Raw genomic sequence first — 21,077 nt, forward strand, 5'->3', positions numbered from 1 at the left:
GTGAAGACCGCTAGCGGTTCGGTGCTGACCATCCATTTTGACCTCGTTAACGGCGAGCCGGAAAATGTCTATCTGGAAGGGGATGCCCGGATCATCTATTCGGGAGAACTCACAGAGGACGCTTGGGTGTATTAACAGGATTTTCGAGGCAATTCGATTATCTTGGCAGTCGTATTTTTTTTGGAGGGCAAATGAAGAAAGTCTTATTGATCATTAACGGTCCGCATCCCCCATTTAGCGATTTTACGGAGATGTTCAAGCCGTTGGTTGAAGATGCTGGGCAGTTTGAAGTGGAGGTTAGCGATGACCGCAACCGATTGACGGATCCCTCCGCGTTCGATGCAGTCGCGCTATACATCGGTGGTGGAGAAATTACTCCTGAGGTTGAGCGTGGGCTGACAGGATATGTCAGAGGTGGCGGGGGATTGCTTGCGGTGCACGGTGCCAACGCCGGACTTGGGCAGTATGATGACTACATTGAACTCATCGGCACGGAGTTCATCGAACACGACCCGTTAGCACCTTTTGAGGTAACAGTAGAAGATGAGATTGACGATATTCTGCCGCGTCTCAACAAGCAGTTCCGGATCGTAGATGAGTGTTATCAGATGAAGGTTCGCACGGACGCGCCGTTGCGTTATTTCCAATACGGTGCGTGGCGGCTCGAAAAATATCCGCTCGGCTATGTGCGCGACTACGGTGAGGGAAAGGTATTTTACACCGCGCTTGGACACGACAACCGCGCCTTCGGCAATACGGACTTTCAGGACCAATTGGTCAAGGGGCTCCGCTATGTGACCAATCTGAGGGATAACCCGTCGATCCGCATCGGCTTAGTGGGCTACGGTCCCTTGTTTAATATGGGCAGCCATCACGCCGGTATGATTGCGCAAACTCATGGATTTGAGTTAGCGGCGGTATGCGACAGAGATCCTGAACGCCTCCGCGCTGCGAAAGAGGAACAAGGTGAGGGAATTACTACGTTCACCGATGCAAAGGAGATGGCAGAGAGCGGTCAAATTGATCTGGCTATTGTGATTGTGCCGCATGTCTATCACGCGCCGGTTGCGAAGATCATGTTAGAGGCGGGGCTGCACACTATTACCGAAAAGCCGTTTGTCGTCCATGTCTCCGAAGCGGACGAACTGATTGCCCTCGCACGCGAAAAAGGTGTTATGCTCTCGGTTTATCACAACCGACACTGGGATCCAGATATCCTCACGCTCTGCGATGCCCTTGAATCGGGCATAATTGGAGAGGTGTATTCGATTGAGTGTAACATGGTCGGGTACGGTGCACCCGGACAGATGTGGCGAGACCATAAGGAAATTTCGGGTGGGTTGTTATACGATATGGGTGCGCACCAGTTCGAGAAGATTTTGCAATTAGTCCCCCAACACGACCGAAATGGAAACCGCATCAATAAACGTGCGACGTTGTACGGCAATTTCCTCAAGCGGCATTGGCAAGCTAGTTCGGTTGAAGATTTCTGCCGGGCGTATGTGCGATTTGACAGCGGCTTGGAAGCACAACTTATCCAGTCGAATCTACACGCGGCTGAGAAACCGCTATGGACTGTACTCGGTACACACGGCTCTATTGTAGTGGGGAATTTCCAAGGCGAAACAACCGTGACCTCCATCATGGAGGACGGGCGCAAAATGGTTTCCGATTATCCAGCGGTGACGAATCGAGGCTGGCAGACATATTACAAGAACGTCTCAGACCATCTGCTCTCCGGGCAGCCCTTACTGATTACAGCGGAGTGGGCGAAGGGAACTATCCAGTGTATCGAGGGATGCGAGACCGCTGCGCGTGAGAACCGGCTGGTGGAAATCGAGTTTGATTATTAGCCTATCTGCTTCAGCCTAAAAATTCCAGAGGTGCAATTGTTCGTAATAGGAACACCTCTGAGTCCTAATAGGGGTTCTACCATGCAATATCGAACATTAGGTCGCACCCAGCTACGCGTTTCGGAGATCGGATACGGGGGTGGACGTGTGCACGCCGATCAAGACGAACAAACCCTCATCCATATGCTCCACCACGCTTTCGACCTGGGGCTCAATTACATCGACACAGCGCCGACCTATGGGGATGGTCTCAGTGAAACCGTTATAGGGAAAGCGATTCAGGGGCGCAAGGATGGGCTTATTCTCGCAACCAAAACGGAAGCCTTCGACCCACGGGGCATCCTCGCTGATGTGGAAGGAAGCCTGACGCGGCTGCAAACAGACGTGATCGATGTCTTGCAGTTTCACGGCGGCTGGCATCAGGGAAACGATGCAGTCCAGATCTTAGAACAGGGCGGATTGGAAACCTACCAGAAATTGCGAGATCAAGGGAAAATCCGTTTCATTGGTTTCTCTGCAGATGGTCCCTCAGGGGGCGTCGAGCGGATGATTGCGTCCGGTGAATTCGAGATGATCCAAGTTCACTACAACCTTATGTACCAGAGCACCTGTGATATCTTTGGCAATCGTGGGACGATCCCGGAGGCGGTTGCCCAAGATATGGGGGTTGTGTTGATGCGCTCGACGACGAGTAACGCCTTCCAAAATCTGATGCAGCGGTGTTTTCCGACACAGATGGAAGGGGTTGATCTGGACAGCTTTCTGCTGAATTATGTCCTCTCCAATTCATTCGTTGACGTTGCGCTGATGAGCCTGCAAAGTCTCGACGATGTGGAGTGGACTAACGCAGTTTCGGACGATGTTGACCAGCGGTTGGATTTGCGAGCAGTTCACGGCAGGTAGGGAACGGAGATCTCTGTTCCTTGCTTACGTTTATTCCAACCCCGATACCCATTCGTTGATAACCCGCGCCATCTCCACGAATACATCTTCATCGGTGTTGCGAGAGCGTTTGAGGATCTTAAATCCGTGGTCAGCGGTATCCAAAAGATGCAGCGTCGCTTTGTCGATCTGATCGCAGGTGGGTTGCAGTAGGTCAAGTTCCCCTAATTTGTCGCGTGTGCCAGACAGGAAGAGCATCGGTATCGTGACATCGTTCAGGTGCGCTGCGCGTTCCGTGGAAGGCTTCCCAGACGGATGCAAGGGAAAGGCAAAAAATACCAAGCCCCGCACCCCCTCTAAGGGTGCCTCCGCCGCAGCCATTGATGACATTCGTCCGCTGAAGGAGTGCCCACCAACGAGAATCGATAGATCGCTTGCCACTGTGTGCGCCGCTGCGACCGCCGAACGGACGGTCTCCTGACAAACAGCGTTTGAATTTCGACCGCCGCCCCGTTCTGAATAAGGGAAGTTGTACCGGAATGTAGCGATGCCAACGTCCGCTAATCGTTCCGCAATGGTCTGAAGGGTTACGTGCCGCATATTTGTGCTCGCACCATGCCCTAGCACCAGCAGCCATTGTGCATTATCAGGACGCTCGGTTGCGACAAACTTGGATTCAATAACTTCATAGCTCATTTTGATGCCTCCTCCCAGCGACCTCGTACCGGATGCTGCTGCGCCCATTCAAACAGATCCCGCCACGCTTCGGATCCATCGTCCGGCTGTGCTTCTAAACGCACGCCTTCTACATACGCGGGCCCGTGTCCCGCATTGAAGTAGCCGTATCCCTGACTGCTGTAACCCATGTGAATGCAGCTGCCATCTGGATATACGATGGTGTTGATGATACGTGGTTTCGGGCGATCGTAGATTTCACCCTTTTGCTTCAGTTCTTTAAGTGTATCTTCGGGCACCCGATACTTCTCAACTGCTTCTTCGTCAACCTCAACGCCTAACCCGGGTCCATCGGGCACCCTGTGATACCCACCGACAACCTCGATCTCCTTTTTCAATAACTGGTGGCTATAGAGGTTTATGCAGGTGATCGCGGGCCAAGTGGCGTGGGTTAAAACTGATCCCAGATGGGCAGCCCAAGTCGTGGTCAGTCCATTGCCCACCAACTGCAGCCAGAAAGGCATCTGCGCCTCAGCACTTAAAATCCCTTGTTGCATGACGCCAGACTTCCCGGTACAGATAACGTATCCATCACAGACCCCTTCGCGGATATTCGTAATATAGGGCGGTGATCCGAAGTGCATTGCAATCGGTCGATTAATTGCCTGACGGATCTGCATATTCCCAAGCACATCGTCCTGCGGGATAGGTGTTTCAAACATCGCCACATTGGTGTACTTTTCCAACTTCTTGATAATCGGAATCGCAGCGGCTGCATTTTGCCAAGTACCGTTAGCGTCAAGATCCAACTTAAAGTGCGGAGGCACAGCTTGAGCGATGGCATCGACCTGTGCAACGATATCCCACCACGGGCGGGGCTTGAGTTTGATGCTGGTGTAACCCTTTGCCACAGCGTCCGCAGCCTCAGCAGCCCAATCTTCAGGGGAGGCATCGATACACCACCAAGAGATGGGCACCCAATCGCGCACCTGTGTCCCCATCAACTCGTAAGCCGGCACCTCCAATACCTTGCCAACCACGTCGAATAATGCCATCTGTAAGCCCGCTCCGAGAGAATCATCGTTCATCAATTTTGCGGGGCTCTGTCCCTTTACCTTTTCGACAGCCTCCTCCGTCACCCGCGCCCAAGTGTAGTGAATTACAGTTTCGCCCCAACCCACATGTCCGGTATCTGTAGTTACCTTACACAGCTCTAGAACCGCCCAGTTATATACTTCCCGCGCTGTAATCTTTTGCTGTCGTGGGGTGAATGGCACATCAACGATTATACGTTCTACATCTACAACTTTCATCTAATTATCCTTTCGAGTAAGTGCGTAAAAATGTTGAGACCGTTCTCTGTGTTAAAATTTTTCATGTGTTTGATGGAACTCCTACCTCTATTTCTTTATTCCCTCGATTTCCTCTGATGTGGTAAAATGAGAGTGAGTTTTTAATATGCCCCAATTCTGATGAGTTTTGCAATTCTTACTCTAGGACTGATCCTAAACAGTTGGCTTTGAGGCTTGCTGCTATTATAGACATTTTCAGATCGGCGTCAACAACAAAATATACTTACCCGATAGAGAGGAATTACCCATGCAGATAGATCGCATTGACGTTTACTATGTCAGTCTGCCCCTGATTTACCCGTGGCGTACTGCTTATGGCGAGGATTACGCTGTCGATTCGGTCCTTGTCCGAATGGAATCGGAGGGGTATGAAGGCTGGGGCGAGACCACACCGCTAAAGGCACCCGCCTACTCGCCCGAATCCACAATGTCGGCATACCACACGATAACCGAGTTTATTGCGCCGCTATTGGTTGGGAAATCGTTTGATACAGCTGAGGAGTTGCTCACTGCATACAAGTGGATCAAGGGGAACCCGTTTGCCAAAGCAGGTCCAGAGGTTGCTTGGTGGGTACTCAAAGCAAATATGGAAGGCGTGCCGCTGCACCAGTTGCTGGGTGGCAGCTTTAGGAAGGTAGATGCTGGTGCGGACTTTGGTGTGCAGGATTCTATTGATATGTTGTTGGAGAAGATTCAGGGTGCGGTTGATGACGGTTTCAAGCGGGTCAAACTCAAGGTGCGACCGGATTGGGATCTTGAGATGTTGCGGGCGGTCCGCGCAGCTTTTCCGCATCAAACATTCCACATCGATTGCAACTCAGGATATACGCTGGACGACCTCGATTTCTTCAAGCGAGTTGATGAGCTAGGGTTGGCAATGATTGAACAACCACTGTATCACACCGACCTATTGGAACATGCGGAGTTACAGCGGCAAATTGAGACACCGGTCTGTCTGGACGAGTCAATTGTATCGGTGCACACCTTTGAATGGGCGTTGAAACTGAAATCTTGTCAGATTCTCAACCTCAAAACGGGACGTGTCGGCGGGCTTTCTGTCGCGGTCAGACTGCACAACATGGCGCGTGATGCCGGCATCCCGTGCTGGGTGGGTAGTATGTTAGAGAGCGGCATCGGTGCCGGTGTCTTGGTCGAACTCGCAACTTTAGACAATTTTACCTATCCCGGTGATCTATTTCCCAGCAGCTTCTTCTATCGCCAAGATTTGACGGAAACGGAGTTGGTTTTGAACGATGACTGCACATTTACACCGTCGCAGTCGGCTGGAACGGGGTATCAGCCGGTCTTGGATCAGCCAAACGTTTTTGCCGGGGTAATAGCGTTTGTAAGTCAATGATATCCGATACGATTAGACATTTTGCCTGAGATATTGATGGCACGTACTCATGTTCTTTTACCTAAAACATCGGTGGCAAATTGCACTGCTAGCAACGGGTGTGGGTGGGCTGCTCAGCTGGCAATTCGGTGCTTTCACGCATCTGACGGCGAGCGCGTGGTCACTGAGGACTCAAATAGGAATTGGTTTGGTGGCTGGAATCTTGTCGTTAGTATCCGACGGTGTGCTGCATGAAATCTTTAAGCGAACGCTGGGACAGACATATCTGGAAGCATTTCATCGACATGGTCGCGTGGTGTTGGGTAGGATGCGCTGGCCCGAATACGTCACCGGTGGGTTGATGGCAGCCCTTGCCGAAGAACCGCTCTTTCGGGGGACTCTGTTACTGGCTATAGACCACGGTGTGCTTGGAATTATGATTACGGCGCTCTTATTTGCCGCTTGCCATTGGTTGCGACGGGAGTTTTCGTTGTTTTGGTTTTGGGCGATGTTGGAGGGAATCTGGTTCGGCCTCCTGATGGTTGCTACAGGATCTTTACTAATCCCGATGATTGCACATGGGCTCCACGATCTCGTGGGCTACCGTGTTTTCCAAGCGATGATTCGCGACAGAAATTTCGCTTGACAACTCTCTTTCCTGATAGGTATAATTAGGTCGCTTAATCGCCCCTGTGGTGGAATTGGTATACACAGCAGGTTGAGGGCCTGTGCCTTAACGGGCATGCTGGTTCGAGTCCAGTCGGGGGCATTACGAATTTGGAGAGGAGGAAGGGGTAGGGATGGTGCTATAGCCATTCCCACCCCTTTTTCTTTTCAGATTTAACAAACATATTGTGAAACCGGAACTACAAAGCCCCAGCGGGGTGATAGGTCTATAGAACATCGGTCCACCTATTGACCCAAGCCCCAGCGGGGGACGGGTGTGTCGTCCATTTGATTATGTCTGATATGTGTCGATTCTGAAAACTTGACCTACAGACTGTCTAGCAACTTGGGTTAATATAGTGGGTTAGCTCTTACGCTCAGGTATCTTATGTCAAACGAGAAGGAGACTTTTTCAGATGAAAGCGAAATTCAGAACCCTCTACAAACTGATGGGCGTTCTCATGCTCTGCGGACTTACACTTTTCATCTACACGGGCTGCTCTAGTACTAGTGGTATATCCTACTCTTTATTTCCGAAGTTGAACCCTCCAAACGGTGCAGCTTTTGACGATGCATTCTTTAAGAATTATGGCACCAATCCGTTTATTGATACGGAGGATGACCATTTTTCGACGTTTGGCATGGATGTGGATACCGCCTCCTATGCCATCACGCGACGATACCTCCGAGATGGCCTCCTGCCCCCACCGGAAGCCGTGCGCGTCGAGGAGTTTGTCAATGCATTCAACTACAATTATATGCCTCCGTCGCATGGGGCATTTGCCGTCCGTATTGAGGGGGCGCGCTCTAGGTTTGGTGAAGGCAAACGACTTCAATTGTTGCGAATCGGCATCCAAGGGCGGGTCATCCCAACCGAGAATCGGAAGGACGCAGTATTGACTTTCGTAATTGATGTCTCCGGCTCAATGTCAATGGGCAATCGGTTGGGATTGGTGAAGCGAGCGTTGACGCTTCTTGCTGAGGAACTCCGGCCCGGCGACAAGGTGGGTATCGTTGTTTACGGCTCTCGTGCAAAGGTTTTACTGCCACACACAGGGGTTGGGGGACGTGAGGAAATCTTGGCGGTAATCAATTCCCTCGCACCGGAGGGCGCGACGAATGCCGAAGAGGGGCTTCGCATGGGATATGATCTTGCCCTAAAGAATGCAAGGTTTGGTAGCATCAACCGCGTCATTCTCTGTTCGGATGGCGTTGCCAATGTCGGACAAACGGGGCCCGATGCGATTCTCAGAGAGATTCGTGCGCACGTCGAGGAAGGGATAACGCTAACGACAGTGGGTTTCGGTATGGACAATTTCAACGATATCCTCATGGAACAACTCGCCAACAAGGGAAATGGCAGCTACGCTTATGTCGATACCCTCTACGAGGCAAAGCGGGTCTTTGTAGAGAACCTGACAGGTACGCTGCAGGTCATCGCCAGAGACGCCAAGGTTCAGGTCGATTTCAACCCCCGGGTCGTCAGCCGTTTTCGTCTGCTCGGCTATGAGAACCGTCGTCTCGCACATGGAGATTTTCGCGACGACGATGCCGATGGCGGGGAGATCGGTTCAGGACACAGCGTAACAGCGCTCTACGAGATTAAACTCCATGAAGGGGCGGCGGGGCAACTGGCAACCGTCTTTATACGGCACGAGGATCCGGACACCCATCAGGTCACGGAAATCAGCGAGGATATCTCCGCTGCAGCGCTTGCAGATGCGTTTGAAGATGCGTCCCCTGAGTTTCAGTTAGCTGCTGCCATTGCGGAATTTGCCGAAATCTTGCGGGACAGTTTCTGGGCGCAAGAGGGTAGTTTGGAGGCTGTACATCAGGTCATCGAAGGCGTCTTACCTCAAATCCAAAGCGAGCGAAGCGATGAGCTGATGCGTCTAGTAAGCCAAGCGGCGTTGAAGCGCAGAATGGAAAGTAGACAGAGCGGAACCGAAAAGAATGGTTTGTGACAGGTTCACTGGGGTGATTCTGCCGTGGAGGGTGGGAGCTGCCACGGTAGAATTGCCTCTCTCCGCTCCCACTGGCAAGCGTTTTGCCAGCCGGCGAAAACGCGACTTCATCTACTGTTTCTTTATTCAGGTGCACTTTGGCACCTTCGGGCAAACCCACCGGGTATAGTTTTGGGCGAGGACGTTTGGTAGAAGTAGAGCAGGAACGAGCAGATTAGGAAATCATCCGAAGAAACCTACTACCTCTGGAAACTCGGTTGCTGAGTTTTTTAGAAAATTTCTATTTCAATTTATGCCATCGGGATGATACCCTATATATTATTGGGTTCTGCTGGCATTTCATCGTAGCCAGATAATTGCAGCCAAGAAACTCAAAAACCCAATATAGCGGACAACCAATTTATCGCACCACCGAGCGAATCGTTTATCGACGCTGTTCCAATTGCCATATTGTTTGGGCAACAGTCGCCATTGACTGCCACTATGAGTTATCCAAAACACCGTTCGGATAAAGCGTTTTAAGTGAGTTTGCTGTCCAGTGTAGATGTCAGGACAGGTTTTAAGGAGTGCTACTATTTTTGACCATTGCGTGTCGGATAAGGTGAGTGTTGACATATTACTATTATCCCGCAAATGTCAACAGAACCTAGATACATACAAACAGGAGAGATTTTCATGATTGTTTTTCTTCGGGAGAAATTTATCGCACAGATTTTCTTGATCGTTGTTGGTATTGTTTTTATTATTGGTTCGTTTCTGCTCTTTGACATTGTCGGTGGAGGCGGTGCGTTGGGCGGGGGTAGAGACAACCCAGTCGCTTTTGAGATCAATGGTGTCAAAATACAACAACGCGAATTTGAAAACCTTGTTTCCGGCGAAATGGCCCGGCAACAGCAACAGAGCCAAAACCGTTCTCAAATTGAACGTGAGGAGATTGAACAACAGGTTCTTGATTTACTCATTAGTCGTCAGGTCCTGCTTGGCAGCGTCCAGATTAGTAATGCAGAGGTCGAACAATATATCCGTAACGATGACAACCTACTATCTAACTATAATGCAATTCAGCAGAGTGGCAATGCAAATGATTTTCGTGAATATGTTCGTTCTCTCCTGATTAATCAGGTTCTGCTGAATCAGATTCAAGGTCTGGAGCTGGTCACGGATGCAGAAGTGGAAAATGAATATCGCCGCGAGAACACAAAAGCCAAACTCAAGTACATTGAATTCCAGCACTTCGCATACAATGGCGCTGCTAAAGTCGATGATGCCGAGGCACAAACCTATTTTGAAACGCACAAGGACAGGTATGAAAAGGGGGAGGAAGTCAATCTAAGATTCATCAAACTTGATCCACAAAACTTCATTTCGGGCGAGGACCTGCAAGCCTATTATAATGAGAATCAGCAGGAGTTTAAGACACCGGAAGTGGTAAAAGCGCGCCATATCTTGAAAAAGTTTCCAGATAATGCAACCGACGAGCAAAAGGCAGAGGTTAAGACGGAAGCGGAGAAACTGCTTGAAACGGTCAAAGCTGCGATTGCCGAGGGCGAGGATTTTGCTGAACTTGCAAAGAAACATTCTGAGGATACCGGGTCGGCTCCACAGGGCGGCGCATTGCGTGGAAGAAATCCAGACCTACCGCGGGGAGACTATTTTGCACGCGGCGACATGGTACAACCGTTTGAGAAGGCAGCATTTGACGAGTTAGCCCCCGGTGAGGTCAGTGATCTCGTCGAATCCAGATTTGGCTATCACATCATCAAGCTCGAAGAAAAGCGACCGGAAGAAATTAAGCCTTTTGCTGAGGCGAGAAGCAAAATCAGTGATAAGCTGATTCAAATTATAGGCGCAGAACAGGCGAAGGCAGTCGCAGAAAATCTCCTGTTTGATGTGGAGATTCTTGATTATCAGGAAGCAATCCAACTGGACCGATATAAAGATCTATCGCTTACTGTTCAGGACACGGGATTCTTTGCAGCGACTGATAATACCATCCCTAAAATTGGAGGGAACTGGACGTATCAAGATGTAATTGATCAGGTCTTCGACATGGAGGTAAATATCAGTTCAATCAGTACAAACAGGAAACAAAATGGGGAAATTAACGCCTATTTTGTGGTGAAGGTCCTTGAAAAGAAACGTGCTACAGTCCCCGAATTTGAAACAGTCAAGGCGCAGGTAATTGATGATCTCAAAGGGGAGAAGGCAAAGCAGCTCGCCCTAGAAGACGCTCAGAGACTGGTATCACTCCGTGTATCTGATGAATCGCTGGAAGATTTGGTGAAAAAGTATGAGGCACCCGAAGAGATTACCAAAAAAGAACGGGAAGTTGAGGAGAGTAAACTGTTTGACCTCTCACCGAATAGTGGGTACATTTCAGGGCTAGGAACATGCCGTGATGCCATGTTTGCTGCTTTTGAAATGGAGCTAAACGAGGTGGCAAATGCGCTCCAAGGCGGCGGTGCCGCCTATATTATCCAGTTGGTCGAGCGCGAAGAACCAGATATGGAAAAGTTCGAGAATGATTCAGCAGAGCGTGCCAAGATTCGGCGAGCGTTGCTTCAAGGGAAACAAACTGAGATTTACAGAAATTGGTTAGCCACCTTGAAGAAGAGTGCTCAGATTGTGGATAAACGTGCCGGGAGAAGTTGAAAGAGGGGAGGAGTCACCCTAGAGTCAAGGCAGCTTGAGAAGATAGTGCGGAACAGGCAGATTTGGAGGTTGACCTCCTCGTCTACAGCTTTAGATTACTTACTGCTTTAGTCCAAAAGTCCGTCTGCTTTCATCCATCCAATTGTCTGATCAAATGCCGCAATTGTCTGCTGTATATCTTCGTCGCTATGTGCTGCCGTCGTCATCCCACCATTGCCGGCGATGTCGATTCCGTTTAGCAACATTCCACAACGCAGGTTCATTGTGAGTTTCGCGTTGCTGCCGCCTTTCAATTGGTGGGGTTCCCAATTATAGGGATCAAAATCTGCGGCGCGAACGCCATCAACGCCATGGCCGATGAGGAACTTAACCCCGGAAAACTCGCCGTAGACCGCCCAATCGAGTTTGTGTTGATCAATGACATCAACGATTCCTTCCCGCAACATTTTCGCACTACGGTTGACCTTTTCATGTGGAATACCTGTCTTGACTTGCTTCAGCATCGCAATTCCAGCGGCGGCGGACAGCGGATTGGCGTTAAAGGTTCCAGGGTGTGGCATCCTTTGCCCGTTTGCATTCGATTTTGCAGCTTTGATCGAGATAAGGTTCACTAGCTCCTCTTTTCCAACTACCGCTCCGCCGGGAAGACCACCTGCCAAGATTTTGGCGAGTGTCGTAAGGTCAGGCGTGATATTATAATGCCCCTGTGCGCCGCCCGGAGAAACACGGAAACCGGAAATCACTTCGTCAAAGATTAAAATAACACCGTAATCTTGCGTGATCTGTCGTAATTGGTGGAGAAACTCGCCGTTTGTCGGGACGGTGCCGAATGCACCGCCTGTTGGTTCCAAGATAACACAAGCGATGTCTGGATCGGATTTCAGATGTTTTTCAACTGCGTCAATATCGTTAGGCGGGCAGATAACCGTTGTGTCAACGATACTGTCTGGAATACCTGGTACAGGCGTCTCAAACGGTGGATTCACGCCTAAAATAACGGAATCGTGCCACCCGTGAAAATGTCCCGTAAATTTCAGGAATTTGTTTTTTCCTGTATACATCCGTGATAGCCGAATTGCCATTAAGGTCGCTTCCGTACCGGAATTGACGAATCGTATCCGTTCCGCTGAAGGAATCAACTCCTTTACGAGGCTACCCCATTCTACCTCAAGTGCATGACAAGCGCCATAGTGCGTTCCGTGCGGCATCTGCTGCGTGACAGCTTCAACAATCTCAGGCGGGCTATGACCGAGTAGCAACGCTCCGTGTCCTGACCAATAATCAATCAATTCGATCTCGTCAACAGTCCACTTTTTTGATCCCTGTGCGCTATTGATATAGATTGGAAATGGTTCAGTATGCCGGTTATCGTGCGTCACACCATCGGGAAAAATATGGTCTGCTTGTTGGGCGAAGTCTCTATTTTTTGAAAAGGTTTTTCGATACTTCTCTAGGATTGTATTGGTTGACATCGTTGTTCTCCTTGTGCGCAGTGGAAGGTAAAAGTCCCGATACTCCTTTGATAGGGAGTTCTGTTTTTTTATGAATCTGTCTTTGGGGGAAGAAAGTCATTTAAAATACGGGAGTCGTGGTCGAATGCCAATTTGGGCAACGCATTGAGGGCAAAGAGACGCGCATCTAACGCTTCTGCACGCCCCGCCGGAGTTCCTGCAATGATTCGACCAAGATAGATAATGAGGACAACCGTCCGGCTATCGTTGGAGTAAACCCCAAGAAGCCTATCCAGTTCAACATCAACATCCGCTTCTTCTTTCGCTTCTCGGACGGCTGTCTCCGCTGGTGTGTCGCCGATATCGACATACCCGGTTGGGAAACTCCATAGCCCCAGTTTTGGCTCATTTCCTCGTTGTATCAGCAACAGTTTTTCGTCCTTGAATGCGAGAACTCCAGCGACAGGCTTTGGATCGCGATAGAAAACGAAATCGCACGTCGTGCATGCCTGACGAACCTTTCCTTCAAGGATTCGCTCTTCAAGGGCACTTGCGCATTTCGGGCAGAATTTCAGTCCTGATTTCGTTTGGTTGGTCGTATGGGAAGTATTTGTTGTGGAGGCGGTCACAGTTCAGGGATACTCCGAGCAATCTATCGAATAAAAAGATGAAATATGAAACCTAGTGGCAATAGGCTAATGATACAACAAATAGGCAGAGATGTCAATTCCTGATTGTGGGAATCGTGCGTTCTTGAGAGGCAAACTTCAATTGTACGACAATAACCCTGTGTTAAAAAAAGGAACGAGTTGATAAATTGCTGGACTGCGAGTCAGATAATACACAACATACAAGACTATTAGACGACACAGCACTGCCGATTGCGTCATTGCGTCCGGCGTTCCAAAACGCCTTTGCAACGCAACCGCTCATCATTACAGCGCCTACCGGTAGCGGGAAATCTACAATGGTCCCCCTCTGGTGTGCAGAATTGTCAGGCCGCCCAACCTTAGTCATGGAGCCGCGGCGAGTTGCCTGCCGTTCACTCGCTCGCTGGCTATCAAAGCTCCGGGGAGAACCATTAGGAACTTCAGTGGGTTACACGGTGAGGTTTGAGGATGTAGGCTCTGAAACAACAGAAATCCGATTTGTCACACCGGGTGTTGCCCTGCGCTATGCAGTGGAGGGAGAACTTGATAGATATGGGACAATCATACTCGACGAGTTTCATGAGCGTGGACTAGAATCAGATCTCTTTCTAGCGATTTGCCGAAAAAAACACCCGGACACCCGCCTCATCCTGATGTCTGCGACGATAGATGCCGAGAAGTTTGCTCGCTCTCTCGGCGGACAATCGTTGTATGCCGAGGGGAAAGCCTACCCAGTTGATGTGCGTTACCTCGGTGATGTCACCGTTCCAACGGCGTGGCGGTTGGAGGATCGGGTGGTACGGGGAGTACGTCAAGCGTTGAAAGAGACGGATGGAAACATACTGGTTTTCCTGCCTGGCAAAGGGGAGATTTCCGTATGTCTTGACGAGCTGCGTCGCCTCAGAAACGTCGAGATCTTGCCATTACACGGCGATCTGCCGACAGCGGGGCAGGACAAGGTTTTTGAGGAGACGACGCGCCGCCGTGTGATTCTGTCAACGAATGTCGCTGAAACCTCCATCACATTGCCGGGCGTAACAGCGGTTGTAGACACAGGATTGGTGCGCCAGCGCCTCCATCAGGCGCAGCGAATTGTTCTAGCGCTGTGTCCTATCTCGCAGGCTTCTGCTGAACAGCGACGCGGACGGGCAGGAAGGGTCATACCGGGTGTGTGCTACCGGCTGTGGGAAGAACGGGGGCAACTTGAAAGAGAGACGCCTCCCGAAATCGTACGAGAAGACCTCGCTCAATTTGTGCTCGCGGTTGCCGCAACCGGATTTCGTCCGCAGGACTTGGACTTTCTCGACGCACCGCCGGCTTTTGCTGTTGAACGTGCTCAAAAACAACTGGCGGAATGGGGTATCCTCACTCAGGAGAGAACACTGACCGATTTTGGGCGAGAGCTATCTGTGTTTCCTGTTGATGTCCCCTATGCGCGGTTACTGGTCAAGGCACCTGCTTCTGTCCGTCGAGATCTCATTGACCTGATTGCGGCGCTAGAACGTCCTGCGCGGTTGTGGCGGAAATTGGATCGGCTTTCACCCGAAGAAATCGATGCTATCTCCGAGGCACGGCGCAAAGATTTGATGCGTAATCATTGTGATGCCACAGCCCTGATTTTGACTTTACGGCACGGTAACCCAAAACGGCACCATCTCCACAGCGCAGCTATCGCGGAGTGCCGTCGAATTGCCTCCCAACTTCGATCGCTTTTTGGTGCACCCTCCTTAGATGCGGATCGGGAACCTATTCAACCGGATCGACTTGGACTCATACGTTACCTATTGCGGGAATCACCGGACTATGCCTATGTTCGACGGCGCAAAGGGGACGCGTGGGGGAATGGTCGAGATGAAGTGCTCCTAGATTCCAGTTCACTCATTCGCCCAAAAGTCCACGCCGCGCTCGTCCTCGAAAAGGAAGGACTTGCGAAGGACACACGTGTTCAACTCTTGGGGCGTACCGCTCTCCCTTGCACTTTTGCAGACCTGCAGGAGGCAGGGTTAGGAACTTCTCATTTGGAGGCACCAACCTTAGTAGCAGATGAAATTATCGGACAGGTGCGTTTTGTATACGCCGGCCGAGAGATTGGCAGGGAGCGTCAACCACTGACCGGCGCACTTCTCAGAGAGGCTATTGCCACTTTTCTCCTTTCAGGACGTTTATTTCCGGAGGTAGGAAAATGTTTGATAGAGCGTATCAACGCCTACAATCTCCATCTCGCAATGAAAGGGGACGCTGCCGGAGTGGAACCTCATGCGTGGTTGGTCTCACGCCTCACTGACTTGGGTGTTGAAGCCGCGCAGGATTGGCTGCTGTTATCTCCAGATGATTTTGTGTTCACGCTAATTGACGAAGGGACGTTCGCGAAAATCAGTGAAAGTTATCCACAAACATTCTCAATGAATGGAGCGAAATTTCGAGTTCAATATGAACCCCAAGAACAGCGAATCACGCTGAAGTGGGCGGGAGGCGTCCGGCAGCCACAACTCAGTCCGTGGATGCTACCCCGTTGGGAAGATTGGAAGGTGCAGGTAGATATTCGTGGACAACTCCGGACGCTACGTTCTTAAAAATTGGATTGAAAGCGAAGGAAAAACGATTCCAATTATCAGTGTTTTGTAGTAAAATGAGAATTATGAAACGATTTTTGTAATGAGTTCGTTAGCATGATTGCTAAGTAATAGTTTCCTATCGTAGTTGGTAAATCTATATCTCTTAACCCTGATATAAGGGGATTTATAGTATAACTTGAGCTATCACCTCTAACTTGGTTTCCCCGAATCTGATTGAGATATTACCAAGCCGTGAAGTCATGAGGTCGTAGGTGCCAAAACGGGGCAATGGAATCGGATTTTTTTTATCGAAAAAAGACACAAAAACACAAAATAATATGCTTGCCTTACTTTGATATCTGTGCTATACTACCACCACTCATACACAATAATTCAATTATAATGTGAATCTTGTACAATATAGAGGGGAATTCATTGAAAAACACATATACTATTCTATTTATGTCATCCAATCAAGATTCAGTGCGGCAATTATCCATTAAGCGCTGGTTTGCATTATGCCTAGGTCTGATTATATGTCTTTTGTTTTTTTGGATAATCAGTATGGCTACTTCGGGGGTAAAATACGGCCTCCGTTACAAGGCTGAGTTACAAGGTGAAGTTGCGAGTAGAGAGGAACTTGAAAATGCAATTAAGCAGTACCAGAAAGAGCTTCAGGAAATCGACAAAGAGCTCCAAGGTGTCCGTAAAATGGCAAGGATGGTACGTCGTGTTTTAGGTATTGACTCAGAGCAAGGTATCCTCGGACAGGGCGGTGGTGATGCTAGCACTCAAGCGGTGAACAATGATGAATCAATAAGTTCGATCATTGAAGCACGACCTGTTTCAACATCAATCACTGCTGATTCCACAGACAGTTCCCTAATTAATCGGATTGTAGAAATAAAAAGGGAATTTACACCAATCTATGAGCACGTAAAAAACAACCAGAAAACGGAACTTGCGAGGCCTTGGATCTTGCCAATTTTGGCGCCAATGGGGGACGATACTCCATCTTATTGGTTTTCCTCCGGGTTTGGACGGCGCTCGCACCCGTTGACAGGAAGACCCCAATTTCATAACGGATTGGATATCGCAGCATCTACGGGCACACCTGTGATTGCTACCGCTGATGGCATTATAGAGAAGATCGGAAAAGATCCATCTCTGGGTAATATGATTCAGATTGCACATACGGACTCACAGATGAGGACCTTATACGGGCACTTGAAAAACTACGCTGATGGTCTCCAAGTTGGAACAGAGATCAAACGTCGTGAGGTGATCGGTTATGTAGGAAATAGTGGTAGAAGCACCGGCACCCATTTACACTATGGGGTTTATGCTGATGACAAATGGCAGAATCCGACAAACTATATTCTTGATCATTCTTCGCACTAAGCGTATACTATCACTAAATATCCAACCACGATGACAAAGTGAGGGATTTTCCTGATTCGCAAATTGCCGAATTTGCGAATCAGGAAAACTTGTTTCTGCGCCCTTTGCTCCCACCTACCTACACTTCGATACTGATTCCCCGTATCTATGACAGTTGATGACCTCCAAATTATACGCAAATTATTCGTCAAATAGGAGGAAGGGATGGAAAAATGGAAGAGTCGACAGGGATGCTGTCTTCTCATTTTCTCTTGTCTCCTCATGTTTGTTTCGCTTCAGTATCTTCCTGCCGAATGGATAAAGGATACTAGTCAAAATCTACCAATCTGCACCGCAGCAGAAGATCAGCATTTTCCCGACATGATTTCTGATAACCACGGTGGGATCATTGTTGCGTGGCGTGATGTGAGAAACGGAAATCGGGATGTGTTCGCGCAACGGATCAGCGCAAGTGGTGAGATGCTGTGGGAGAACGATGGTATTCCGATCTGCGTACAGTCCAATGCCCAAAGTTGGCCCCTTCTTGTTCCCGACGCAGGAGAAGGTGCCATCCTTGTTTTTGGGGATTCTCGCCATCGCAACCGGGATATCTACGCCCAGCGGGTTGACGCCAACGGCAAGTTGCTCTGGGGTGAAGATGGAGTTCCCATCAGCGTTGTACCCTTCCTGAAAGAGGATGTCAAAGCCATTTCCGACGGTCGAGGTGGGGCGATTGTCGTATGGGAAGATTCCCGGCACGGCAATTTAGACATCTATGCCCAACGGATTGATGGCGATGGAAAACCTGTCTGGGAACTCAACGGTGTACCTGTCTATAAAGGTGAGGGCGATCAGTACGATCCGTTTTTGACGACCGACACCGCCGGAGGTGCAATCATCGCATGGTGGGATATCAGTACGCCGGATTGGAATGTCTTTGCACAACGGCTGGGAGCCACGGGCGAACAGGTTTGGGAAGATGGTGGGGTTCCGGTATGTATAGCCCCCGGCAATCAGGGAGGTCCGTTTGTTGTTGCCGATGGTTTGGGGGGAGCGTTTGTTGTCTGGTCAGATTACCGCAACGATCCGAATATTTTCAGTAGTGCCGACCTTTACGCCCAACGGATTGATGCAAATGGAAAGACACTCTGGCGAGAGGATGGCATCAATTTCTGTAATGACCCGTCAAATCAGCAGCAGCCCGAGGGAATCAGCGATGGTAAGGGTGGACTAATTGTTACTTGGTGGGATGACCGTGATATTTTCGCGGATATTTATGCACAGCGAATCGGCACGGACGGTGTCCCGATGTGGGAGGATAACGGGATTCCCATCTGTGTGGCAGCAGGTGTACAACGCGAGCCTCACCTTGTTTCTGATGGCTCACAAGGCGCAATTATCTACTGGAAAGATTTTCGCGAGGATTACGGGAACTATGCCCAACGGATTGATGGGAGCGGCAAATCTATCTGGACATTCAACGGGGTGGCTGTATGTACGGCTGATGGGGACCAGATTGCACCACGTGCAATCCCCAACGGCAGGGGCGGTGCCTTTATCGTTTGGAGTGATTACCGAGGCAAAGATGCTGACATATACATCCATCAAATCCCTTAAGTGCCCGCTTCAGATTTTGCCAACTGCTCAACTTCGCTGAAGAATTTACTGATCATCATCTTAGACGCGCTACCCATGATCCTTTGCCCCACACGGGCAAGTCTTCCACCAACCGTTAATTCTCCAACCAAATTGACCGATGTTTGATTCTCCCCGGCTGCTTCTAGCGTGAAATCACACGCCCCGTTGACAAATCCAATCTTGCTTTCACCCTGAACACCTAAGCGATAAGCTGAAGGGGGTTCTTTGTTTTCTATCTTAACTGAGCCTTGATATACCCCCTTGATCATCGCAACACCTACTTTGATTGTTGCCTCAAAGCTATCGTCGCCAAGCGGTTTCAACTCTTCGCAGCCGGGGATACATTGCTGCAAAAGTTCAGGAGTCGTGAAATATTCCCAGACCCTTTCACGCGGGGCGGAAATTGTGTAATCACCTTTAATTTGCACTGTCGAAGTTCCTCATACTGTTAGGTTAAGTCGAATAGCACTCAAGTAGCACACACGCCCTACCATAATAGATCTGTATTTGTTACTAGTCCTGTTGGGAGTCAATATCATCTGATTCGGGCGTATTCTTGGTTATTGCTCCGAACAAATGTCCACCGTATTTGCCACCGCTCCATGTGCCGGCATATTGCCCGCGGTAGATTATCACCCTTGCAGTGTAGGTTCCCAAGCCTGGCAGTTCCAGATCTGTCAATGTGATGATGGGGGTGTCGTCTGCCCATTTGACCTCAAGCTTCAAGGGCACGGTTACGTCTCGCCCACCGTACTGAACGCGTGCAAAAAAGAGCCAGTAGTCGTCGCTCAGCTTGGTGATTTTTGTGATGGTATATTTTTCTTCTCTTAGGGTGTCCGAATCTTCTCCTCCTGTGATTGTGAAGTGGCCAACGAGCGTAACGCCTGAAAGCGTCTCTTGGAATTGCTGCTCATTGGGGGTCAGCGCACTTTGCTTTGGCGATACAGGGGAGTCCTGCGTTTGTTCGCGATTCATTGTCGTGTTTGGCTGCATCGATTGCTCGGAATGAAGTTGGCTGATAATACGAGTGACGAGTGCTGCGGAATTGCGCGCAGCGATTTTGTAGTATTTCTTAAAATCTTCCGAAGCGTTTGCACCGGCATTATCGCTAAGGCTGCGTATGACCAAGCAAGGGACATTGTGTTGCCAGCAGATTTGGGCAACCGCTGCACCTTCCATCTCTACCGCATCTGCGCCAAGATTTTTGTGTAAGTCTGTCTTTTTAGCATCAGAAGCCACAAACACATCGCCAGTTACAACTGTTCCCGTGATGATTCGTGGGTGTCGTTGACCTTGAGGAGTTTGCAATGGGCTGAGTTTAATGTCCGCCAGAACGGTTGCTGCTATCTGTAGGAGTCCGGGATCAGCGGGAAAGAAGACCGGATTTCGTTTTCCATTGATAGGATTCTTGGTCCCCATGTTTTCGATTTCGGCTGACTCCAATCTGCCCAGATCATGTTGTGCTGTCGTTTGCGCGATGACAATATCTCCGATCTGCAAGTCTGGATTGAGTCCGCCAGCAACCCCTGTGAAGATGACTCGATTCGGGCGAAAATGCTCAATGACCAATGTGGCTGTCATTGCTGCATTGACTTTGCCAACCCCTGTCCTTGCGATAACTACGTTTTGCTCATTGAGGGTTCCTGGATTTACAAGCTGTCCCTCAAGGATTTCGACTTCTTCATCAAATGCGCCGAGTAGTGCAACGGGTGAGGTATGTGCTGCACCAACTGCCAAAACGAGCAGAAGGAGAACTGCACTCCCGATGCGTGCAATGTGTGGAACTGTTCTCATGGTGATATCTCCAGAGTTTGAAGGAGGTCTATTGTAAAAGGAGGAGTTTTTACAGATCACGTTTATCGAAAATCAGCGTCTACATCTAGTGGATAAATAGGGCGGCGTACCTTCTGATAATCGTAGGAGAAGAGATCCGGGCTATGGACGCCGGGGGTATCTACCTCCAAAATCTCATGAGCGATTGGCGTGTAGTCTGCACGGAAATGAACGGCTGATTTGAGCGCAA

Annotated in this window: 16 protein-coding genes, 1 tRNA gene and 1 pseudogene; 10 read left to right on the forward strand and 8 right to left on the reverse strand. The window is 49.7% G+C overall.

The window, feature by feature from the left end:
* Positions 1-191 precede the first annotated feature (191 nt).
* Both J4G02_09320 and J4G02_09325 read left to right on the forward strand, forming a co-directional pair.
* On the forward strand, positions 192-1,853 hold the full coding sequence (locus J4G02_09320) for a ThuA domain-containing protein (protein ID MCE2394772.1): 1,662 nt from the start codon (positions 192-194) through the stop codon (positions 1,851-1,853).
* An 81-nt stretch (positions 1,854-1,934) separates the two neighbouring features.
* On the forward strand, positions 1,935-2,756 hold the full coding sequence (locus J4G02_09325) for an aldo/keto reductase (GenBank protein ID MCE2394773.1): 822 nt from the start codon (positions 1,935-1,937) through the stop codon (positions 2,754-2,756).
* Positions 2,757-2,786: 30 nt separating this feature from the next.
* On the opposite strand, the gene J4G02_09330 is transcribed toward J4G02_09325, so the two are convergent.
* Entirely contained in the window at positions 2,787-3,431 is a 645-nt protein-coding gene (locus J4G02_09330) for an alpha/beta hydrolase (protein MCE2394774.1), read from the reverse strand.
* A complete protein-coding gene (locus J4G02_09335) occupies positions 3,428-4,723 on the reverse strand; it encodes a mandelate racemase/muconate lactonizing enzyme family protein (protein ID MCE2394775.1) in 1,296 nt (431 codons plus the stop codon). Before J4G02_09335 ends, J4G02_09330 begins: the two co-directional genes overlap by 4 nt.
* A 286-nt stretch (positions 4,724-5,009) precedes the next feature.
* Between J4G02_09335 and menC the strand changes: the two genes are divergently transcribed.
* From menC to J4G02_09355, 4 genes are all read left to right on the forward strand, one after another.
* Complete coding sequence (menC, locus tag J4G02_09340; protein MCE2394776.1) at positions 5,010-6,119, forward strand: o-succinylbenzoate synthase; 1,110 nt, start codon at positions 5,010-5,012, stop codon at positions 6,117-6,119.
* A gap of 49 nt (positions 6,120-6,168) precedes the next feature.
* Positions 6,169-6,744 carry a CPBP family intramembrane metalloprotease gene (locus tag J4G02_09345; protein MCE2394777.1) on the forward strand — a complete coding sequence of 192 codons (576 nt, stop codon included), beginning with the start codon at positions 6,169-6,171 and terminating at the stop codon, positions 6,742-6,744.
* Between the two features lie 40 nt (positions 6,745-6,784).
* Positions 6,785-6,867 (forward strand) — tRNA-Leu (locus J4G02_09350).
* A 313-nt stretch (positions 6,868-7,180) separates the two neighbouring features.
* Complete coding sequence (locus tag J4G02_09355; protein MCE2394778.1) at positions 7,181-8,728, forward strand: von Willebrand factor type A domain-containing protein; 1,548 nt, start codon at positions 7,181-7,183, stop codon at positions 8,726-8,728.
* A gap of 399 nt (positions 8,729-9,127) precedes the next feature.
* Here J4G02_09355 and J4G02_09360 read toward each other — a convergent pair.
* Positions 9,128-9,343, reverse strand: a pseudogene (locus J4G02_09360) (transposase).
* Between the two features lie 60 nt (positions 9,344-9,403).
* On the opposite strand from J4G02_09360, the gene J4G02_09365 reads away from it, so the two are divergent.
* Complete coding sequence (locus J4G02_09365) at positions 9,404-11,380, forward strand: peptidyl-prolyl cis-trans isomerase (protein MCE2394779.1); 1,977 nt, start codon at positions 9,404-9,406, stop codon at positions 11,378-11,380.
* A 107-nt stretch (positions 11,381-11,487) separates the two neighbouring features.
* Here J4G02_09365 and J4G02_09370 read toward each other — a convergent pair whose 3' ends face one another.
* Complete coding sequence (locus J4G02_09370) at positions 11,488-12,852, reverse strand: aspartate aminotransferase family protein (protein MCE2394780.1); 1,365 nt, start codon at positions 12,850-12,852, stop codon at positions 11,488-11,490.
* A gap of 68 nt (positions 12,853-12,920) precedes the next feature.
* A complete protein-coding gene (locus tag J4G02_09375; protein MCE2394781.1) occupies positions 12,921-13,460 on the reverse strand; it encodes an NUDIX hydrolase in 540 nt (179 codons plus the stop codon).
* Between the two features lie 188 nt (positions 13,461-13,648).
* Between J4G02_09375 and J4G02_09380 the strand changes: the two genes are divergently transcribed.
* From J4G02_09380 to J4G02_09390, 3 genes are all read left to right on the forward strand, one after another.
* The gene (locus tag J4G02_09380) at positions 13,649-16,054 is read left to right on the forward strand and encodes an ATP-dependent RNA helicase (protein MCE2394782.1); all 2,406 of its coding nucleotides are present in this window, start codon (positions 13,649-13,651) and stop codon (positions 16,052-16,054) included.
* Between the two features lie 546 nt (positions 16,055-16,600).
* On the forward strand, positions 16,601-17,437 hold the full coding sequence (locus J4G02_09385; GenBank protein ID MCE2394783.1) for a M23 family metallopeptidase: 837 nt from the start codon (positions 16,601-16,603) through the stop codon (positions 17,435-17,437).
* Between the two features lie 204 nt (positions 17,438-17,641).
* Positions 17,642-19,033: a hypothetical protein gene (locus tag J4G02_09390; protein ID MCE2394784.1), complete on the forward strand. Its 1,392-nt coding sequence runs from the start codon at positions 17,642-17,644 to the stop codon at positions 19,031-19,033.
* Here J4G02_09390 and J4G02_09395 read toward each other — a convergent pair.
* The 3 genes from J4G02_09395 to J4G02_09405 all read right to left on the reverse strand — a co-directional run.
* Positions 19,030-19,482, reverse strand: coding sequence for a carbon monoxide dehydrogenase subunit G (locus tag J4G02_09395; protein ID MCE2394785.1), 453 nt, complete (start codon positions 19,480-19,482; stop codon positions 19,030-19,032). The genes J4G02_09390 and J4G02_09395 overlap by 4 nt on opposite strands.
* Positions 19,483-19,567: 85 nt before the next feature.
* A complete protein-coding gene (locus tag J4G02_09400; protein ID MCE2394786.1) occupies positions 19,568-20,848 on the reverse strand; it encodes a 5'-methylthioadenosine/adenosylhomocysteine nucleosidase in 1,281 nt (426 codons plus the stop codon).
* Positions 20,849-20,910: 62 nt separating this feature from the next.
* A partial coding sequence (locus tag J4G02_09405) for an MlrC C-terminal domain-containing protein (GenBank protein MCE2394787.1) occupies positions 20,911-21,077 on the reverse strand: 167 nt, incomplete at its 5' end.

Source organism: Candidatus Poribacteria bacterium (assembly GCA_021295755.1).
GTDB lineage: Bacteria > Poribacteria > WGA-4E > WGA-4E > PCPOR2b > PCPOR2b.

Coding starts and splice junctions, on each gene's coding strand:
- J4G02_09385 (MCE2394783.1), top strand. CDS start 16,601: ATGGCTACTTCGGGGGTAAAATACGGCCTCCGTTACAAGGCTGAGTTA.
- J4G02_09365 (MCE2394779.1), top strand. CDS start 9,404: ATGATTGTTTTTCTTCGGGAGAAATTTATCGCACAGATTTTCTTGATC.
- J4G02_09320 (MCE2394772.1), top strand. CDS start 192: ATGAAGAAAGTCTTATTGATCATTAACGGTCCGCATCCCCCATTTAGC.
- J4G02_09400 (MCE2394786.1), bottom strand. CDS start 20,848: ATGAGAACAGTTCCACACATTGCACGCATCGGGAGTGCAGTTCTCCTT.
- J4G02_09325 (MCE2394773.1), top strand. CDS start 1,935: ATGCAATATCGAACATTAGGTCGCACCCAGCTACGCGTTTCGGAGATC.
- J4G02_09335 (MCE2394775.1), bottom strand. CDS start 4,723: ATGAAAGTTGTAGATGTAGAACGTATAATCGTTGATGTGCCATTCACC.
- J4G02_09330 (MCE2394774.1), bottom strand. CDS start 3,431: ATGAGCTATGAAGTTATTGAATCCAAGTTTGTCGCAACCGAGCGTCCT.
- J4G02_09355 (MCE2394778.1), top strand. CDS start 7,181: ATGAAAGCGAAATTCAGAACCCTCTACAAACTGATGGGCGTTCTCATG.
- menC (MCE2394776.1), top strand. CDS start 5,010: ATGCAGATAGATCGCATTGACGTTTACTATGTCAGTCTGCCCCTGATT.
- J4G02_09390 (MCE2394784.1), top strand. CDS start 17,642: ATGGAAAAATGGAAGAGTCGACAGGGATGCTGTCTTCTCATTTTCTCT.
- J4G02_09370 (MCE2394780.1), bottom strand. CDS start 12,852: ATGTCAACCAATACAATCCTAGAGAAGTATCGAAAAACCTTTTCAAAA.
- J4G02_09345 (MCE2394777.1), top strand. CDS start 6,169: ATGTTCTTTTACCTAAAACATCGGTGGCAAATTGCACTGCTAGCAACG.